The sequence below is a fragment of the Pseudomonas sp. G3-19 genome (genome assembly GCF_054855875.1).
This window is the reverse complement of record NZ_JBMPIQ010000003.1, coordinates 2916986-2935815: the sequence shown is the minus strand read 5'-3', so window position 1 is coordinate 2935815 and position 18830 is coordinate 2916986. Positions and strand designations below refer to the sequence as shown.

Below are 18830 nucleotides of genomic sequence, written 5' to 3'. Positions count from 1 at the left end.
TCAGACATGGCCGGCACACACAAGCATCACGCCCGCCGTAATCACCAGCGTGCCCAGCCAGCGCCGCCGACTGACGGTTTCGCCAAGCACCAGTTTGCCCGCCAGCACCACGCCGCAATAGGCCAGCGCGGCTGCCGGAAACAACAGACTCAGCGGTGCCCGCGACAGAGCGCCGAGCCAGACGAAAAACTCGATCGCGTAAGCGCCTATCCCGCACCACAATAGCGGTGCGTTGAACACCTGGCCCCAAAACACCTGAAGCCGAAAACCACCCTCCAGCTCCGGTAATCGATCCAGGCCCAGTTTGAAACACAGCTGGCCGATCACATCCAGAACGATGGACAGGGCCACCAGCACAATCACGGTGAAAGTCATGGAAACAGTTCCTCGAACAGGTCGATCAAGGCTTGATTGGTGGTGGAGTTGCGCAGGATATCGGTGTCGCTCCAGCGCTCGGCCGGCGGCTGATCGGTCTTCGCCTCCCAGCGTTTGAATACGTTGCTGAAGGCCGGACGGGCGTATTCGCCGCAGATGTCGATGCCGATGATTCGCTTGCTCGCCGCCAGCGCGCGCAGGGCCTGAAGCATATGGCTCAGGCGCATGCCGCCCTGATCCCAGTTGGTGGCGGCGTCTTCGCTGGCGAGCACGTCCTTGTCGATGGTGATCCACACCGCATCGGTCGGCAGGCTGGCGATCATTTTGTCGAGGAACAGCGTCCAGTCGACTTCGGACAAATTGCGCCAGTGCAGCATGTTTTCCTGCTGTTCATGGCCGGCGCCGTCACCGACACGCCCCCAGACTCGGGAGGGTGCGTGCTGCCACGGAAACAGCTGCAGAACCCCGCGTTTGAGCGCTGCGAGGTTGCCGCCCTTCAGTTGTGGATTTTGCAGATCATCGCTGCACGGGCCGAGGGTGACGATGCGGCGGATGTCCGGCAGTTTCAGGGCCTGGTTGACCCAGGAACCGCAATGCCGACGCGGCGCAAACCGCACCCAGTCAGGGTGATTGTCGAAATGGATCAGGCTGACCGGCTCGGGCAGGTCGGTGAGAAACGCCGGGGTCAGGTGGTGATAGTCACCGGAGCCGACGAAGAAGATTTCCGGTGCCGGGCCGCTGTGCCGTGGCCGTTGCTGCAAGCGTTCGGCGAAGCGTCGCCAAGTGCGTTCGCTGGACCAGAGCCGGAGTTTCGGGCCGAGGTCGAGCAGGTCCAGGCGTCTGGCGCGGCCACTGTCGAGCAGCCGCGCAATCGGCGCCTGGGCGGTCAGGCTGTGGTCGAGATCTAAAATATTCAAGGTCGCTATTTACCCTTGGCAGACCCTGCCAGACACCGGCCTCATCGAGCATGAGCGCCAGCCGGGCAGGGCTTTCGGGGGTAAATGCAAGGGACGGGCCAGCCGTTGTCTCAGGCGTGCAGACGCACCCACACCGAGACCAGCACGGTGGCGGCGATCAGCCACGCGACAACGGCCACGGCGAGTGACGCCTCCAGGCGCATGCGGTCAACCATCACGTACAGCGTCGCCAGATAGATGAAATACGGAATGATCGACCACATGCCGAACACAATCGTCGCCTTCAGATCGTCGATCGAGCGGCCCTTGCCGACGATGTAGTGAGCGATCAGCGCGAAGGTCGGAAACAGTGGCACCAGCCCGGCGATGTAATAGTTTCGCGTCTTCGACAGCGCCGCGAGAATCACCACCACTGCCGCGCCTAAGGCGGCTTTGAGAATCAGATCCATCAGTGGCTCAGCCCGTACTTTTTCACTTTGTCGAACAGCGTGGTCTTGGCCATGCCCAGTTCTTGACTGGCCTGGGTCAGGTTGCCGCCACTGCGTTGCAAGGCGTCATTGAGCAGGTTGCGCTCGAAGGCTTCCACCGCTTCGGCGAACGCCAGCCCCTGACCGCCGCTGCTGGCGCCGGACTTCTTGAACGCCGGCAGGCCGAGGGCAAAGCGCTCGGCGACGTTACGCAGCTCACGCACGTTGCCCGGCCAGTCGTGGCTCATCAGGTTCGACAGGGTCTGGTTGTCCAGCTCCGGCAACACCCGGTCGAAACGCAGCGCCGACTGCTGGGTGAAGTGTTCGAACAGTTGCAGGATGTCTTCACGGCGCTCGCGCAGCGGCGGCAGCTCCAGCGTCACCACGTTGAGGCGGTAGTACAAGTCGCTGCGAAACTCGCCGGCCTTGCTCGCGTCGTCGAGGTCGGATTTGGTTGCGGCAATCACCCGACAATCCACCGCTACGCTCTGGTTCGAACCGAGGCGTTCGAGGGTGCGTTCCTGCAACACCCGCAGCAGTTTGATCTGCAAGGGCAGGGGCATGCTTTCCACTTCATCGAGGAACAGCGTGCCGCCGTCGGCGTGTTCGATCTTGCCGATGCGCCGTTTGCCGGCGCCGGTGAAGGCGTTGGCCTCGTGGCCGAAGATCTCGCTTTCGAAGAGGTTTTCCGGCAGGCCGCCGCAGTTCAGCGCGACGAACTGCTTGGCATGCCGACGACTGAAGTCGTGCAGGCAACGGGCGACCAGTTCTTTGCCGGTGCCGGTCTCGCCTTCGATCAATACGTTGGCCGAAGTGTCGGCGACGTTGGCGATCAGTTCGCGCAGGTTCTGCATGGCTGGCGAGCGCCCGATGATCCGGCCTTCGAGGGAATCGCGTTCGGCCAGTTGCCGACGCAGCGAAGACACTTCCCGGGCGAGGCTGCGTTGCTCCAGTGCGCGACGAGCGACATCCACCAGACGCTCCGGCGAGAACGGTTTCTCCATGAAATCGTAGGCGCCTTTCTGCATTGCGCCGACGGCCATGGAGATATCGCCATGACCGGTGATCAGCACCACTGGCAGGCTGCGGTCGCGCGCCTTGAGGCGGGTCAGCAGTTCCAGGCCGTCGATGCCGGGCAGGCGAATGTCGCTGATGACGATGCCGGCAAAGTTGTCGCCGACCCGCTCCAGCGCTTCTTCGGCACTGCCGACGCCGATGCAGGGAATGTCTTCCAGGGTCAGCGCCTGCTGGCAGCCGAGCAGCACATGGGGGTCGTCTTCGACGATCAGCACACTAAGGTCGTGGTTCATATTGGCTCGGCAGGAGTAGGGCTTACCAACGGTAAACTGAGGACGAAGGTGGTGCCACCGCTGGCCGGGTGTTCGACACCCAGGTGTCCGCCGGTGGCGGCAGCGAGGCTGGCGGAGAGGGTCAGGCCGAGGCCCAGACCCTGTTCGCCGGGTTTGGTGGTGAAGAACGGCTCGAACAGATGCTTGCGTGCTTCGGCGTCGACACCGTGGCCGTTGTCGCGCACCCGCAGGCGATATTTGCCGTTGAACTCTTCGCCTTCCAGCCACAGCTGCGGTGAAGGTTGCATCTGCATGGCGTCGAGGGCGTTGCCGATCAGGTTGACCAGTATCTGTTCGAGGCGGGTCTGGTCGATCTGCACCTGTACGTCGCTGAACTGACGATGCAGTTGCAGCGTTATGCTCTCGACCCGCGCGCCGAGCAGTTGCAGGGCCGCGTCCACCGCTTTGCCGAGGCTGGCCTGGCCTTCATTGTCGCCGCGCCGGGCGAACGAGCGCAGGCTGGCGGTGATCCGGCCCATGCGGTCGATCAGGTCGTTGATGGTCTTGAGGTTGGTGCTGGCGACATCGAGCTGGCCGCGTTCCAGAAAGCGAATGGTGTTGCCGGACAGGGTGCGCATTGCCGCCAGCGGCTGGTTCAGTTCGTGGGCGATGCTGGTCGACATCTGGCCGATGGCCGCGAGTTTGCCGGCCTGCACCAGTTCGTCCTGAGCGCGGCGCAGGGTTTCCTCGGCCTGGCGCCGTTCGCGGATCTGGCTCTTCAGCCGTTCGTTGCTGGCGCGCAGATCGCCGGTGCGTTCGGTAATCCGACGCTCCAGTTGATTGTTGGCTTCCTGCAAGGCTTCGCGGGCGGCGAGGCGGGTGGCGATGACCTTGCGCCGTTCGTTCCAGGCGATCAGCAGGAACGCTACCAGGGCGAAGGCCACGGCCACCAGAATGCCTTGGTTGATCGCTTCACGGCGCAAGTCCTGCAACGGCGTGAGCAGGGTGAAATTCCACGGTGTGTCGCTCAGCGGCCGGGTCTGCGCCAGATAGCTGATGCTGTCGTCATCGGCGCTCAGTTCGCTGTTGGCCGGGAAGGTCAGTTTCTCTACACCTTCGGCCAGGGTTTCGCGGGCCAGCGGTTGCAGTTCGTTGAGCGGGAACCAGTAGTACTGCAGGCTGCGCGCGAGCTTCTCTTTGGTTTCATCGCTCAGCGGCACCACCGATTTCAGGCGCCGCGCCGGATCGCTGGAAAGAATGATGATGCCGTTCTCGTCGCTGACGAAGGCTTCCAGGCGGGCGCGTTGCCAGCGCTCTTCCAGCGCTTCGAGGCGCACCTTGACCACGGCGACGCCGATGATCTTGCCGTGTTCTTCCAGGCCATGGGCGAGGTAGTAACCGGGCTCGCCGCTGGTGCTGCCGATGCCGTAGAAACGTCCGGGCTCGCCGCGCACGGCGTTCTGGAAATAGGCGCGAAAAGACAGGTCTTCGCCGAGGTAACTGTCGACGTCGCGCCAGTTGCTGGTAGCCATCACCCGGCCGGTGGTGTCCATGACGTAGATAGCCCGACTGCGGCTGCGCCGGTTCAGGCCTTCAAGGTAAGCATTGACCGTTTGCCGGTGTTCCGGAGTCGGGTCGGCCAGCAGTTGCGGGACACTGGTTTCCAGTTCCAGCAGGCTGGGCAGGTAGGTGTATTTGCTGATCTCGCTTTCGACGGTACGCGCGTGCAGTTCGAGCTGACGCTGGCCGTTTTCGCTGAGGCTGCGGATGCCGAAATGTTCACTGGTCCAGAAGCCGATGTAACCCAGTCCGATCATCAGGATGATGATCAGCGGCGGCAGGAACAGATGGCGAATCAGACGGGGCTTCACGGCAAGTGATGGCGGCGCTGCGCGATAGAGATTGGGGTCGCATTTCATCACAGTTGCCTTGGGTCAACCAGCGTGGCTAACAGCATCCTGGTTTGTTCGAGCGCGGAACCTGTGGCGAGGGGATTTATCCCCGATCGGCTGCGAAGCAGTCGTCAAACCGGCAGATGCGGTTTGATTTTGAAATGCTGGGGTCGCTTCGCGGCCCATCGGGGATAAATCCCCTCGCCACAAAGCGCCCTCGCCACAGAGTTCGGTGTGTTGCTTTTAGTGCTGCAGGATTTTCTCGAGGAAGTGCTGCGCGCGTTCGGAGCGGGCGCTGATGTCGCCGAAGAACTCCTCTTTCGGGCAGTCTTCGATGATCTTGCCGGCGTCCATGAAAATCACGCGGTCAGCCACTTTGCGGGCGAAGCCCATTTCGTGGGTCACGCACATCATGGTCATGCCTTCGTGGGCCAGTTGCACCATCACGTCGAGCACTTCGTTGACCATTTCCGGGTCGAGCGCCGAGGTCGGTTCGTCGAACAGCATGACGATCGGGTCCATGGCCAGTGCACGGGCAATCGCCACACGCTGCTGCTGACCGCCGGACAGTTGCCCCGGGTGCTTGTGCGCATGCGCAGACAAGCCGACGCGTTCCAGCAGTTGCAGACCTTTCTTGGTCGCCTCTTCCTTGCTGCGGCCCAGCACCTTGATCTGCGCGATGGTCAGGTTTTCGGTGATGGTCAGGTGCGGGAACAGCTCGAAATGCTGGAACACCATGCCGACGCGCGAGCGCAGTTTCGGCAGGTTGGTCTTGGAGTCGGCAATCGAAGTGCCGTCGACGACGATGTCGCCTTTCTGGAACGGCTCCAGCGCGTTGACGCACTTGATCAGGGTCGACTTGCCCGAGCCCGACGGGCCGCAGACCACGATCACTTCGCCTTTCTTGACCTCGGTGCTGCAATCAGTCAGCACCTGGAAGTCGCCATACCACTTGTTGATGTTCTTGATGGAGATCATACGGCAAACCTTTTTTGCAGACGCTTGACCAGCAGCGAGGCGGAAAAGCTGATGATGAAGTAGACGACACCGGCAAAGATCAGGAACTCGTTGGAACGACCGATGATGTCGCCGCTGGAACGGGCGGAGTTGAGGAAGTCCACCAGGCCCACGGTGTAGACCAGCGAGGTGTCCTGGAACAGGATGATCGACTGTTGCAGCAGCAACGGGGTCATCTTGCGGAACGCCTGGGGCAGGATGATCAGCCGCATGGTCTGACCATAGGTCATGCCCATCGCTTGCGCGGCGGCCATCTGGCCTTTGGGGATCGACTGCACGCCGGCCCGGACGATCTCACAGAAGTACGCGGCTTCGAACATCATGAAAGCCACGACGCAGGAGGTGAACGCGCCGATCGGGGTGTCTTCGCCGGTGATCCAGCGCAGCACGAACGGCACCGCCAGGTAGAACCAGGTGATCACCAGCAGCAGCGGGATCGAGCGGAAATAATTCACGTAGGCGCCGGCGACGCGCGACAGCAGTTTGCTCGACGACAGGCGCATCAGCGCGAGGATCGTCCCCAGCACGATGCCGCCGATCACGCCCATGACCATCAGTTGCAAGGTCATGACCATGCCGTTCCACAGGCCCGGGATCGCGGGGATGATGCCGCTGAAATCGAAGTCCATTATTTACCCCCCACGGAGATCAGGCCGGGCACTGCGACTTTCTTCTCGACCATGCGCATCAGCAACATCAGGCTCATGTTCAGGGTGAAGTAGATCAGCGTGGCCAGGGTGAAGGCTTCAAACAGGTTGGCCGAGAACTCGGCGGTCTGCTTGGTTTGCGCCAGCAGTTCCATCAGGCCGATCAAGGACGCCACGGAGGAGTTCTTGAACACGTTGAGGAATTCCGAGGTCAGCGGCGGAATGATGATGCGATAGGCCTGGGGCAGCAGCACGTTCCAATAGATCTGTGGCAGCTTGAAACCCATGGCGCGGGCGGCGGATTCCTGGCCGCGTGGCAGCGCCTGGATGCCGGTGCGCACTTGCTCGCAGACCCGGGCGGCGGTGAACAGACCCAGGCACACGACCACGCTCAGGTAGGCCGAGGTGGTCGGGTTCAGATCCTGCTTGTACCAGTCCTGCAGGTTTTGCGGCAGCAGATCGGGCACCAGGAAGTACCAGATGAACAGCTGCACCAGCAGCGGCACGTTGCGAAACAGTTCGACGTAGCAGGTCGCGATGCCCGATACGAGGCGGTTCGGCACCGTGCGCATGACCCCCAGAATGGAGCCCAGCAGCAAGGCGATGATCCATGCCACGATGGCGATGGCAATGGTCCAGCCCAGGCCGGCGATGTACCAGTCGAGATAAGTCTCGCTGCCCACGCCGGTGGACTTGAAGAACACGCCCCAGTCCCAGTTGTAATTCATTAGGGTCTCCCCTCGAAATCGATCGATGTACAAGCACCCGCTTGGGGAAGATCCTTTCCCGTCCGACGTTGAACGCCGGGCACACGCGATCGGCTCGAAAACCGCCAGGTCGAGTGTTCCACTGTAAAACCAGCAGGTAACAGACGCCTGAGGGAGGGTGGCTCCCTCAGGGGATAAGGTTAGTCAGGAATCAGATTTTTACGTCAGGCGCCGGCTTGTCGCTCGGGTTGGCGATCAGTTCCTTGACCTTGTCGCTCATCGGGAAGTTGAGGTTCAGGCCCTTTGGCGGAATCGCGGTTTCGAACCACTTCTTGTAGATCTCGTTGATCTTGCCCGACTTGTACAGGCCGACGATGGCGTCATCCACAGCCTTCTTGAAGGCCGGGTCGTCTTTGCGAACCATGCACGCGTAGGCTTCGAACGATTGCGGAGTACCGGTGATGACCCAGTCGTCCGGCTTCTTCGCCTTGGCTTCTTCGCCGGCCAGCAGGGCGTCGTCCATCATGAAGGCAACGGCGCGGCCGCTTTCCAGCATGTTGAAGGATTCGCCGTGGTCCTTGGCGGAGATGATGTTCATGCCCATCTGCTTGTCGGCGTTCATCGCTTTGATGATGCGCTCGGACGTGGTGCCGGCGGTGGTCACGACGTTTTTGCCTTTGAGGTCGGCAAAGTCTTTGTAGGACGGGTTGCCATCCTTGTCTTTCTTGACCAGCAGGCGGGTGCCGATTTCAAAGATGTTGACGGTGAAGTCGACTTGCTGGGCGCGCTCGGCGTTATTGGTGGTGGAACCGCACTCGATATCCGCGGTGCCGTTCTGGATCAGTGGGATACGGGTTTGCGAGGTCACCAGGTTGTATTTGACCTGCAGGTCTGGCTTGTTCAGGTCTTTTTTCAGGGCTTCAACGATGGCCACTTGAATGTCGTGGGAGTAGCCCACTGGCTTGCCGGAAGCATCCGCGATGTAGGAAAACGGAATGGAACTGTCGCGGTGAGCGAGGGTGATGGTGCCGGAATCGTTGATTTTCTTCAGGGTGCCGGTGAGTTCGGCGGCGAAAACTGGAGTGCTGATCAGAGCGGCCGCAATGGCTGCGCCCAGGATATGGGGAACGATGCGCATCAAATTTTCCTCGAATTGTTTTTTTTATGGGGCCAGTTCGTCGGCCCTTTTGTGCTTCGAATGCCTGACGGCTCCTGAAGTGTTGGCACGGCAGGCATTCGTCGAGAGAGTGTAGAGCATGAGTCGTGCCAGAGCAGTCGATAGTGGCTAATGGCTTGATTTATAAGGTGATTAAAGTTTTGTGTCGGTGTTTTTGGCTGGAACTGATCCGGTTATCCGAATTGACCGGGAGGTCGCGTTCGGAAAACCGAACGATCTTTTAATCGCTGCCCTCATATTGATGATCGTTCGAGCCCACATTCCCTTGTGGCGAGGGGATTTATCCCCGATAGGTCGCGAAGCGGCCTTCTTTCAGCGCAAGGCGAGGACCGCTTCGCAGTCCATCGGGGATAACTCCCCTCGCCACAGGGTTAGTGGCAGGCAAAGTAAGTCACGCAGCAAAAAGCCCCTGAATCTCTCAATTCAGGGGCTTTCGTTTAAGCGATGTTCAAATCACGCCGCTTCAATCTTGCGGTTCTGCTCGACCTTGCCCAGGTAGGCCGACAGTTTCTCTTGCTCGGCCGGGGTAGTGAACAGGCCCAGTTTGCTGCGACGCCACAGGATGTCGTGCGCCGTGGTGGCCCATTCTTCGCTGCACAGGTAATCGACTTCACGGGTGTAGAGCCCGCCACCCATGTGTTCGCCCATGTCGGCGAGGGTTTCCACGCCTTCGAGCATGCGCCAGGTGCGGCTGCCGTAGGTGGTGGCCCAGCGGCGGGCGATCTCGGTCGGGACGAAGTCGAACTTGTCGCGGATCTGCGCGCTCAAGGCTTGCGGAGTAGTCATGTCTTCGCCGCCGGGCAGGGTCGCGGTGGCGGTCCAGCTCGGGCGCATCTGCGTGAAGTACGGCATCAGTTGGGCCATCGCTGACTCGGCGAGTTTGCGGTAGGTGGTCAGTTTGCCGCCGAACACCGACAGCAGCGGTGCTTCTTCGCCACCGCCAGACAATGCCAGGGTGTAATCGCGGGTCACGGCGGACGGGTTGTCGGATTCGTCGTTGCACAGTGGACGCACGCCCGAGTAGCTGTGCTGAATGTCGTCGCGGCTGATCTGCTTCTTGAAGTGAGCGTTGACCACTTTCAGCAGGTAATCGGTTTCGCCGTCGGTGATTGCCACTTTCGCCGGATCGCCGGTGTATTCGCGGTCGGTGGTGCCGATCAGGGTGAAGTGGTTCAGGTATGGAATGGTGAAGACGATGCGCTGATCTTCGTTTTGCAGGATATGCGCGTGATCGCCTTCGTACAGCTTCGGCACGATGATGTGGCTGCCCTGAATCAGGCGGATGCCGTACGGCGATTCCATTTTCAGGTCGTCACGAATGAACTTGGCGACCCACGGGCCGGCGGCGTTCACCAAGGCTTTGGCAGTGATCGAAAACAGGCTGCCGTCGGCGCGTTCCAGATTCAGGTGCCACAGGCCCTTGGCGCGGCGGGCGCTGACGCAACGGGTCTGGGTGTGTACGTGGGCACCTTTTTCCCGGGCGGCCATGGCGTTCAGAACGACGAGGCGGGCGTCATCGACCCAGCAATCGGAGTATTCGAAGCCCTTGGTGATTTCGCTTTTCAGCGCGCTGTCGGCACCGAACTTCAGGCTTTTCGAACCTGGCAGTTTTTCGCGCTTGCCGAGGTTGTCATAAAGGAACAGGCCGGCGCGGATCATCCACGCCGGACGCAGGTGCGGGCGGTGCGGCAGCACAAAACGCATCGGCTTGACGATGTGCGGCGCCTTGGCCAGCAGCACTTCGCGCTCGGCCAGCGCTTCACGCACCAGACGGAATTCGTAATGTTCGAGGTAGCGCAGGCCGCCGTGGATCAGCTTGCTGCTGGCCGACGAGGTGTGGCTGGCCAGGTCATCCTTTTCGCAAAGGAACACCGAGAGACCGCGACCGGCGGCATCCGCTGCGATCCCCACGCCATTGATCCCGCCGCCAATTACGGCAACGTCGTAGATCTCGGAGATAGGGGGCGTACGCAAGGTAGATGTGGACATCGGCTGGCCTCGGGCTCTTTTGATTTTCTGTCTTGGAAATCGAACATAAATGTTCATTTGCGAAAATGGTAGCCCATAAAGACGCGCGCAGCCAGTCGCGTTCGATTGAAAAAACTCATCGAAGGGCGGCTAAAAGAAAATTTTCGAACATTATTGAGGCGGAGATGATCTTTGTGGCGAGGGGATTTATCCCCGATGGGCCGCGTAGCGGCCCCTCAATCAACTACCGTGGAGTCTCAGGCACACCGCATTGGGTGGTTTTAGGACTGCTTCGCAGCCCATCGGGGATAAATCCCCTCGCCACAGGGGATGTTGAACGGGTTTAAACGACTTCCAGACGAATTTTGTGCTGGCTCAGCAGTTGCGCCAGTGCCGGCACTGGCTGCTGATCGGTCACCAGGCAGTCGATCAGGCTGATCGGACCCAATCGAATCATCGCATTGCGCCCGAACTTGCTCGAGTCCGCCGCCAGAATCACCTGCCGCGCATTGGCAATGATCGCCTGCGACACGCGCACTTCCTGATAATCGAAGTCGAGCAGGCTGCCGTCTTCGTCGATGCCGCTGATACCCACCAGTGCGAAATCGACCTTGAACTGGTTGATGAAGTCCACGCTCGCCTGACCCACCACACCGCCGTCACGGCGCACGTTGCCGCCGGTCAGCAGCACATCGAAATCATCCTTGGCACTGAGCATCGAGGCGACGTGCAGGTTGTTGGTGATGATCTTCAGATGGTTGTGATTGAGCAGGGCGCGGGCAATCGATTCGGTGGTGGTGCCGATGTTGATGAACAGCGAGGCGTGATCGGGGATCTGCGCGGCGATGGCTTCGCCAATGCGTTGTTTTTCGTCGCGCATCTGGTCGGCGCGCATCGCATAGGCGGTGTTTTCGACGCTGGAGTCATAGGCCGCGCCGCCATGGTAGCGACGCAACAGATTGGCTTCCGCGAGCTGATTGATATCGCGGCGGATGGTTTGCGGGGTAACAACGAACAGCGTGGCCATTTCCTCGATGCTCACATAGCCGCGTTCGCGGACCAGCTCGAGGATTTGCTGCTGACGGGGAGGCAGATTCATGGGGCTTCCTTTGGGCTGCCGTGCAAAATTTGCCCATGATGACGCAGGAATCTCCTCCCGACCAGTTTCCAAACAACGTGAAAGCTACTGCGCTCGGCAATCCTGCGTTAAAAACAGGCTCGGACTGCTCATTTACAAACCCGTAAACTCCGCGTCCTCGCCTGTTTTTGCCTTGTCTTGCCTTCGCTCGCTACGCTTTCACGCTGTTTGGACAGCTTAAGTCAGTCTTCAGACTGGCTTATTCAGCGTCTTCACGCGCCCAGTCACGGGTGCGGCTGACGGCTTTTTTCCAGCCTTTGTACAGCTTCTCTTTCTCGGCTTCGTCCAGGCTCGGTTCGAACTCACGCTCGATCACGGCCTTGCCGCGCAGTTCGTCGAGGCTGCCCCAGAAACCACACGCCAGACCGGCCAGATACGCTGCGCCCAGCGCGGTGGTTTCGCGCATTTGCGGACGCTCGACCTGGGTGCCGAGGATGTCGGCCTGGAACTGCATGAGGAAGTTGTTCGCGACCGCGCCGCCGTCCACGCGCAGGGCCTTGAGGCGTTCGCCGGAGTCCTGTTGCATGGCGTCGAGTACGTCGCGGGTCTGGTAGGCGATCGATTCCAGCGCGGCGCGGATGATGTGATCCACGCGCACGCCGCGCGTCAGGCCGAACAGTGCGCCACGGGCATACGGGTCCCAGTACGGAGCGCCCAGACCGGTGAAGGCCGGTACCAGGTACACGCCGTTGCTGTCCTTCACTTTATTGGCGAAGTATTCGGTGTCGTGAGCGTCGTTGACGATCTTCAGTTCATCGCGCAGCCACTGCACGGTCGAACCGCCGTTGAACACCGCGCCTTCCAGGGCGTAAGCCACTTCGCCACGCGGGCCGCAAGCGATGGTGGTGAGCATGCCATGTTGCGATTTCACCGCTTTGTCGCCGGTGTTCATCAGCAGGAAGCAGCCGGTGCCGTAGGTGTTTTTCGCCTGGCCCGGCTCGACGCACATCTGGCCGAACAGTGCCGCTTGCTGGTCACCGGCGATACCGCCGATGGCGATGCCGCTCTTGGTGCGACCGTAGATTTCCGAAGAGGCTTTGACTTCCGGGAGCATTTCGCGCGGGATGTCGAGGATTTCCAGCATCTTCGAATCCCACTCCAGCGAATGGATGTTGAAGAGCATGGTGCGCGAGGCGTTGGTGTAGTCGGTGACGTGTACCTTGCCGCCGGTGAATTTCCAGATCAGCCAGCTATCGACGGTGCCGAACAGCAGTTCGCCATTGCGCGCACGCTCGCGGCTGCCTTCGACGTTGTCGAGGATCCACTTCAGCTTGGTGCCGGAGAAGTACGGGTCGGTAACCAGACCGGTGTTGTCGCGGATGTACTCTTCGTGGCCATCGCGCTTGAGCTGCTGGCAGATCTCGGTGCTGCGGCGGCACTGCCAGACGATGGCGTTGTACACCGGACGACCGGTGGTCTTGTCCCAGACCACCGTAGTTTCACGCTGGTTGGTGATACCGATGGCGGCGACCTGATCGTGATGCAGGCCGGCCTGGGCCAGTGCTTCAACCATCACCGCGCTCTGGGTCGCAAAGATTTCCATTGGATCGTGCTCGACCCAACCGGCTTGCGGGTAGTGCTGGGCGAATTCGCGCTGGGCGGTGCAGACCACGTTCGCATCGCGGTCGAAAATGATCGCGCGGGAGCTGGTCGTACCCTGATCGAGGGCAATGATGTAGTTCTTATTCTGAATGTCGGTCATGTCGATTGCCTTGGACGAAATAAGGGAGAGTGGGCCGTGGCGCGGGCTCTAAAAGGGCAGGAGCCCGCGCCGACTGTTTCAAGAAGTTCTTGGTTTGCCGTCAATGGCCGGTTCTGCATCCTTTGTAGCAGGTGTGGCGCCGGTCAGGTGACGGGCGATGAGCCCGCGATACCCGGCAGCGCCGAGGCAGGCACCGACAATCGGTGCAAAAATCGGAATCAGGAAGTACGGAATATCGCGGCCGCCAGTGAAGGAAATTTCACCCCAGCCGGCGAAGAAAGTCATCAGTTTCGGACCGAAGTCACGCGCCGGGTTCATCGCAAAACCGGTCAGCGGGCCCATCGAGCTGCCGATCACGGCGATCAGCAAGCCGATCAGCAGCGGAGCCATCGGGCCTTTCGGCAGACCGTTGTTGTCATCGGTCAGGGCCATGATCACGCCCATCAGGATCGCGGTGATGATCATCTCGACCAGGAATGCCTGAGCGGTGGACAGTACCGGATTGGGGAAGGTCGAGAACACCGAGGCCAACTCAAGGCTGGCGGCGGTGCCACGCACCATGTGGTGAGTTTGTTCGTAATCGAAGAATAGATTGCTGTACAGCGTGTACACCAACAGCGCACCGCAAAACGCGCCGGCGATCTGCGACAGGATATAGAACGGCAGTTTGCGCTTTTCGAAGTCGGCGAAAATGCTCAGGGCAATGCTCACGGCGGGGTTCAGATGCGCGCCGGAAACCCCGGCGGTCAAGTAGATCGCCATGCTCACGCCGACGCCCCAGATAATGCTGATTTCCCACAGACCGAAGCTGGCGCCCGCGACTTTGAGCGCGGCGACACAGCCAGTGCCGAAAAAGATCAGAAGTGCAGTCCCCAGAAACTCGGCCAGGCATTGGCCGGAAAGCGATGGTTGCTGTAAAGCAGTTGTCATTGAAAACCTCGATTTTTGTTGTTGTCTGGCGCATTTGCCGTCAGGGCAAGGCGCGATTTTCCCCGGGGCAGGATCCCCATCCTGTTCCCGGTTTACTGCTGGGTGCTGCGGTGATGATAATTCTTACATTATTCAGATTCGAAAAAATATAGACAAGAAACAAACCTGTCAAAGGTCGAAAGTGAACCATCGGTCACAATTAAACTATCAGCCTGCTGAATGATCCTGCGGAAGATGGCGGCGATAGTCCGGCGATTCGCCTGCAACGCCCGGAAAACGGGGCTCGCGCTAGAGCCTTTTGCGATGTGATGGCCTAGAATCCGGCGCAGGATTTTTCTGTTGATGCCGAGCCTGGAGCTGCCATGACCCCTGCGTTGGACTTGTTGAAAAAAGTTCGTGCCGAACATCGCGTGCACAGTTACGAACATGATCCCAAGGCCGCGTCCTATGGGCTGGAGGCCGCCGAGAAACTGGCGCTGGAGCCGGCGCAGGTGTTCAAGACGCTGCTCGCTGCCAGCGAAAAAGGTGAATTGCTGGTGGCGGTGGTGCCGGTCGTCGGAAGTCTTGATCTCAAAGGTCTGGCACACGCGGCGGGCGTGAAGAAAGTCGAAATGGCTGACCCGGCTGCGGCACAGCGTTCCACCGGTTACCTGTTGGGCGGCATCAGTCCGCTGGGGCAGAAGAAGCGTCTGCGCACCTTCATCGATAACTCGGCCCAAGGCTTTGCGACTATTTATGTCAGTGCTGGCCGACGTGGCCTGGAAGTCGAATTGGCGCCGGCGGTTCTGGCTGAACACACCCAAGCCAAATTTGCCGACATCGGTCGTGCATGAACTTGCGTTCTGTATGAAGAAAATTGCCCGGTTCTGTCACTGGCGCTGAGCGCAGCGTGGCTGCATGCTCTGCCGATTCACTTAGGGAGAAGGTTATGCAGCTCGAATTTCATCAGGTTGATGCGTTCAGTGATCGGCCGTTCAGTGGCAACCCGGCGATGGTGTATCGGCTCGATGCATGGCTCGCGGACGATTTGATGCAGAAGATCGCCGCCGAACACAATCTGGCAGAAACCGCGTTCGTGGTGCGCGAAGGTGCAGCGTGGCACATCCGCTGGTTCACCCCGACCACCGAGGTGCCGCTGTGCGGGCATGCCACACTGGCCAGCGCCTATGTGTTGTTCGAGGTCTACAAGGAAAATGCCGAGCGGCTGGACTTCATCTGCAAGTCCGGGCCGCTTAGCGTCAGCCGCGAGGGCGATCGCCTGTGGCTGGACTTCCCGTCGATTGTGCCGTCAGAAATTGGCGTGACGCTGGATGTCGAGCGCGCGCTGGGCGTCGAGGCGGTGGATGTGCTCGGTTCCAACGAGTTGTTCGTGGTGCTGGAGTCGGAGCAGGCAGTGCTCGACTGCACGCCGGACATGGTAGCGCTGGCGAAACTGCCGTGGCTCGGCGCCATCGTGACGGCGCGCGGCAATCAGCACGATTTCGTCTCGCGCTACTTCGCCCCGGCAATCGGCATCAACGAAGATCCGGTGACCGGCTCGACGCATTGCAGCCTGATTCCGTATTGGTCGAAACGTTTGGGCAAATCCAGTTTGACCGCGTGCCAGCGTTCGGCGCGGGGCGGGGAGTTGTTCTGTCGGCTGGAGGGGGAGCGGGTGAAGATCGGCGGGAATGCGACGCTGGTGGCCAGCGGCACGTTGATTTTGGGCTGACCCTAAACCAATTGTGGGAGCGGGCTTGCTCGCGAATGCGCTGTGTCAGACGACCTCTTCGTTGACTGACCCAGCGCATTCGCGAGCAAGCCCGCTCCCACAGTTTTGATCCGGGGCGGATCAGAGTGCAGCGCTGTAGCGGCGGACGCCGTTTTCCACCGCCGGGATTTGTGCCGCGGTACTGCCGCTGGCCTGGAACAGGACAAGGTGTTCGGCGGCGACCCGAATCCCCACCTCCGCCCCCACCTGATGGTCGGCATGGCTCGGGAAGATCGATTCCAGCTGCGCACCGGTCGGCAGTTGCAGGCGATACAGGGTCGAGGCACCCAGGAACGTCTTGCCGACGATCCGCGCTTTCAACCCGCTGTCCGGCGCATAAACGATGTCATCCGGACGCAGCAATACATCCACCGCACCGCCCACCGGCCAGGTGTAGGCGCGGTTGCCGCGCAGTTCGCCGAGTTCGGTCTGCACCGACTCCGGGCTGCCGAGCTGGCCGCGAATGAAATAACCCTGACCGATGAAGCTGGCGACAAACGGCGTCGCCGGCTCATGGTAAAGGTTGTAGGGCGTATCCCATTGCTCCAGGCGACCTTCCTTGAATACACCAACATGATCGCTGACGGCGAAGGCTTCTTCCTGATCGTGAGTCACCAGAATCGCGCTGGTGCCACGGGCCTTGAGGATGTCGCGCACTTCGTGGCTGAGCTTGCGGCGCAGTTCGCCATCGAGGTTGGAGAACGGCTCGTCGAGCAGCAGCAGTTGCGGCTCCGGCGCCAAGGCGCGGGCGAGGGCGACGCGTTGCTGCTGGCCGCCGGAGAGCTCGTGCGGGAAGCGCTTGCCGAGGTTCTTCAGATTGACCAGTTCCAGCAGCTCCTCGGTGACGCGCTCCTTGTTCGGGTGCTTGCGGATACCGAAGGCGATGTTGTCTGCAACACTCAGGTGCGGGAACAGCGCGTAATCCTGAAACACCATGCCGATCCGGCGTTTCTCTGGTGCCAGGGTGAAACCGGCGCTGGAAATGGTTTCGCCACCCAGCGTGATTTCCCCTTCATGCACCGGTTCGAAACCGGCAATCGCGCGCAGGGTGGTGGTCTTGCCGCAGCCGGACGAGCCGAGCAGGCAGCCGATGTCACCGGCGTTGAGGTGCAGATTGAGGTTCTGCACCACGCGTTGATCTTGATAGCCGCAAGCGAGGTTGCGCAGGTTCAACAGTAATTCATGGCTCATGCGTGGTGATATGCCGGTTCGACGAGGAACTCGAGCAGGGCCTTCTGTGCGTGGAGACGGTTTTCTGCCTGATCCCAAGCGACGGAGCGCGGGTCATCAAGCAGGTCGAGGCTGATTTCTTCACCGCGGTGCGCCGGCAGGCAGTGCATGAACAGCACATCTTCGGCCGCCAGATCGAGCAGGGCGCGGGTCACCTGAAACGGAGCGAACAACTTCAGGCGCTTGGCAGTTTCCTCTTCCTGACCCATCGAAGTCCAGACATCGGTGCTCACCAGATGCGCACCGCGCACGGCATCCTGCGGATCACGGACGATAGTCACGCGATCGCCGGCGCGGGCGACAAATTCCGGATTAGGCTCGTAGCCCTGCGGGCAGGCAACGCGCAACTGGAAGTCGAACTGGATCGCCGCTTCTATATAGCTGTTGCACATGTTGTTGCCGTCGCCGATCCAGGCCACGGTCTTGCCCTGGATCGAGCCACGGTGCTCAAGGAAGGTCTGCATGTCGGCCAGCAACTGGCACGGGTGCAGGTCATCGGACAGGCCGTTGATCACCGGCACGCGCGAGTTGGCGGCGAATTCGGTCAGGGTGCTGTGGGCAAAGGTACGGATCATCACCGCGTCGAGCATGCTCGACATGACGATGGCGCAGTCGCCGATTGGCTCGCCACGGCCCAGCTGGGTGTCGCGTGGCGACAGGAAGATCGCCTGGCCACCGAGCTGGATCATGCCGGCCTCGAAGGAAATCCGGGTACGGGTCGAGGACTTCTCGAAGATCATCCCCAGGACGCGGTTTTTCAGCGGCTCGAACAGTACGCCGCGGTTACGCAGGTCCTTGAGCTCAACGCCTCGACGGATCACGCTGACCAGCTCTTCGGGCGTGCAATCCATCAGGGAGAGAAAGTGCCTTGCGCTCATCATTGACTACCTTTTTGCTACAGACCGCAGATGCTCAAAGCCTTGTTTAACGGAACAACGGGCGAGACCTGCGGCGTAAGCCGCACGGGGCGACGAAATTGGGGAAGGCGCGATATTGACACTAAATGTCGCGTTACGCCAATAGGCTACGGTTTTTGCGGGATTCGGAGGGCGCACGGGATGTTGCAGTACGCATGTGAAGCCGGGTTCAGGACAGCAGCAAGCCTCTTTGTACACCGGCCTCGCGGGGCTTGGCAATGCGGCGTGGCGGGGATCACGTCGACCAGGTCGGTTTACGACCGTGGCGCCATGCCATCACTTGGTCGGATGCTCAGACTGAAACATTTGCTAAAGCAAAGTGCTGGGTTATAAATAAGTTTCGAGCGACGCAGGAAGCTTCCGCATGGAATCGAAAGAAAAACTGTTAATGGAACTGCTGGGCCACACAGCTCGCTCACTGACCCATCTCACCGCGTCGGTCACTTCGATGTCTTTCGAGCTGCTGCGCAGCGAGGACGAAGTGGTCAAGACCGCCGGCCGCCACATGATCGATCGCATGGCGACCATCAGTGCCGGGCTCGACGAGCACTGGCGGTTGATCGGCGAACTCACCGGCGTGCACGTTGCCCACGAGCAGATCGAAACCATTCAGGAAATTCAGTTGGCCGCGCCGCCGCAGCTGCCGTCGAACTGAGCATGGCGGTGTATCGGCTCGCCTGATAACCGTCGATTCACAAGACGAACGT

18 protein-coding genes are annotated in these 18830 nt (G+C 60.5%); 3 read left to right on the top strand and 15 right to left on the bottom strand.

The window, feature by feature from the left end; all coding sequences use genetic code 11:
• From ACOYXI_RS13480 to ACOYXI_RS13420, 13 genes are all read right to left on the bottom strand, one after another.
• Positions 1-375, bottom strand: a complete 375-nt coding sequence (locus tag ACOYXI_RS13480) for a DMT family transporter (protein WP_098965385.1) — start codon at positions 373-375, stop codon at positions 1-3.
• On the bottom strand, positions 372-1292 hold the full coding sequence (locus tag ACOYXI_RS13475) for an arginase family protein (protein ID WP_461674947.1): 921 nt from the start codon (positions 1290-1292) through the stop codon (positions 372-374). Before ACOYXI_RS13475 ends, ACOYXI_RS13480 begins: the two co-directional genes overlap by 4 nt.
• A 110-nt stretch (positions 1293-1402) precedes the next feature.
• Positions 1403-1732: a GlpM family protein gene (locus tag ACOYXI_RS13470; RefSeq protein ID WP_178082099.1), complete on the bottom strand. Its 330-nt coding sequence runs from the start codon at positions 1730-1732 to the stop codon at positions 1403-1405.
• Positions 1733-1740: 8 nt separating this feature from the next.
• Positions 1741-3069, bottom strand: coding sequence for a two-component response regulator AauR (aauR, locus tag ACOYXI_RS13465; RefSeq protein WP_139054272.1), 1329 nt, complete (start codon positions 3067-3069; stop codon positions 1741-1743).
• The gene (aauS, locus tag ACOYXI_RS13460; RefSeq protein WP_461674946.1) at positions 3066-4967 is read right to left on the bottom strand and encodes a two-component sensor histidine kinase AauS; all 1902 of its coding nucleotides are present in this window, start codon (positions 4965-4967) and stop codon (positions 3066-3068) included. The genes aauR and aauS overlap by 4 nt, the downstream gene beginning before the upstream one ends.
• 216 nt (positions 4968-5183) lie before the next feature.
• The gene (locus ACOYXI_RS13455; RefSeq protein WP_007963947.1) at positions 5184-5918 is read right to left on the bottom strand and encodes an amino acid ABC transporter ATP-binding protein; all 735 of its coding nucleotides are present in this window, start codon (positions 5916-5918) and stop codon (positions 5184-5186) included.
• Positions 5915-6586 carry an amino acid ABC transporter permease gene (locus ACOYXI_RS13450; protein ID WP_007963949.1) on the bottom strand — a complete coding sequence of 224 codons (672 nt, stop codon included), beginning with the start codon at positions 6584-6586 and terminating at the stop codon, positions 5915-5917. The genes ACOYXI_RS13455 and ACOYXI_RS13450 overlap by 4 nt, the downstream gene beginning before the upstream one ends.
• Positions 6586-7332 (bottom strand): amino acid ABC transporter permease, encoded by a 747-nt coding sequence (locus ACOYXI_RS13445; protein ID WP_027612077.1) that lies wholly within the window; start codon positions 7330-7332, stop codon positions 6586-6588. Before ACOYXI_RS13445 ends, ACOYXI_RS13450 begins: the two co-directional genes overlap by 1 nt.
• Positions 7333-7522: 190 nt before the next feature.
• On the bottom strand, positions 7523-8449 hold the full coding sequence (locus ACOYXI_RS13440) for a glutamate/aspartate ABC transporter substrate-binding protein (protein WP_027612076.1): 927 nt from the start codon (positions 8447-8449) through the stop codon (positions 7523-7525).
• A 492-nt stretch (positions 8450-8941) separates the two neighbouring features.
• On the bottom strand, positions 8942-10477 hold the full coding sequence (gene glpD, locus ACOYXI_RS13435) for a glycerol-3-phosphate dehydrogenase (protein ID WP_461674945.1): 1536 nt from the start codon (positions 10475-10477) through the stop codon (positions 8942-8944).
• Between the two features lie 322 nt (positions 10478-10799).
• Positions 10800-11555 carry a DeoR/GlpR family transcriptional regulator gene (locus ACOYXI_RS13430; RefSeq protein WP_007916700.1) on the bottom strand — a complete coding sequence of 252 codons (756 nt, stop codon included), beginning with the start codon at positions 11553-11555 and terminating at the stop codon, positions 10800-10802.
• A gap of 238 nt (positions 11556-11793) precedes the next feature.
• Positions 11794-13296: a glycerol kinase GlpK gene (gene glpK, locus ACOYXI_RS13425; protein WP_027612074.1), complete on the bottom strand. Its 1503-nt coding sequence runs from the start codon at positions 13294-13296 to the stop codon at positions 11794-11796.
• A gap of 78 nt (positions 13297-13374) precedes the next feature.
• Positions 13375-14226 carry an MIP/aquaporin family protein gene (locus ACOYXI_RS13420; RefSeq protein ID WP_027612073.1) on the bottom strand — a complete coding sequence of 284 codons (852 nt, stop codon included), beginning with the start codon at positions 14224-14226 and terminating at the stop codon, positions 13375-13377.
• 362 nt (positions 14227-14588) lie between these two features.
• On the opposite strand from ACOYXI_RS13420, the gene ybaK reads away from it, so the two are divergent.
• Together ybaK and ACOYXI_RS13410 are read left to right on the top strand one after the other, a co-directional pair.
• Positions 14589-15059 (top strand): Cys-tRNA(Pro) deacylase, encoded by a 471-nt coding sequence (gene ybaK / locus ACOYXI_RS13415; protein ID WP_003227741.1) that lies wholly within the window; start codon positions 14589-14591, stop codon positions 15057-15059.
• 95 nt (positions 15060-15154) lie between these two features.
• Positions 15155-15937, top strand: a complete 783-nt coding sequence (locus ACOYXI_RS13410; RefSeq protein WP_461674944.1) for a PhzF family phenazine biosynthesis protein — start codon at positions 15155-15157, stop codon at positions 15935-15937.
• Positions 15938-16057: 120 nt separating this feature from the next.
• On the opposite strand, the gene ACOYXI_RS13405 is transcribed toward ACOYXI_RS13410, so the two are convergent.
• Positions 16058-17167, bottom strand: coding sequence for an ABC transporter ATP-binding protein (locus tag ACOYXI_RS13405; RefSeq protein ID WP_096795147.1), 1110 nt, complete (start codon positions 17165-17167; stop codon positions 16058-16060).
• Entirely contained in the window at positions 17164-18084 is a 921-nt protein-coding gene (argF, locus tag ACOYXI_RS13400; RefSeq protein ID WP_047296204.1) for an ornithine carbamoyltransferase, read from the bottom strand. Before argF ends, ACOYXI_RS13405 begins: the two co-directional genes overlap by 4 nt.
• A gap of 403 nt (positions 18085-18487) precedes the next feature.
• On the opposite strand from argF, the gene ACOYXI_RS13395 reads away from it, so the two are divergent.
• Positions 18488-18778, top strand: coding sequence for a hypothetical protein (locus tag ACOYXI_RS13395; RefSeq protein WP_027612069.1), 291 nt, complete (start codon positions 18488-18490; stop codon positions 18776-18778).
• The last annotated feature ends 52 nt before the right edge of the window (positions 18779-18830 follow it).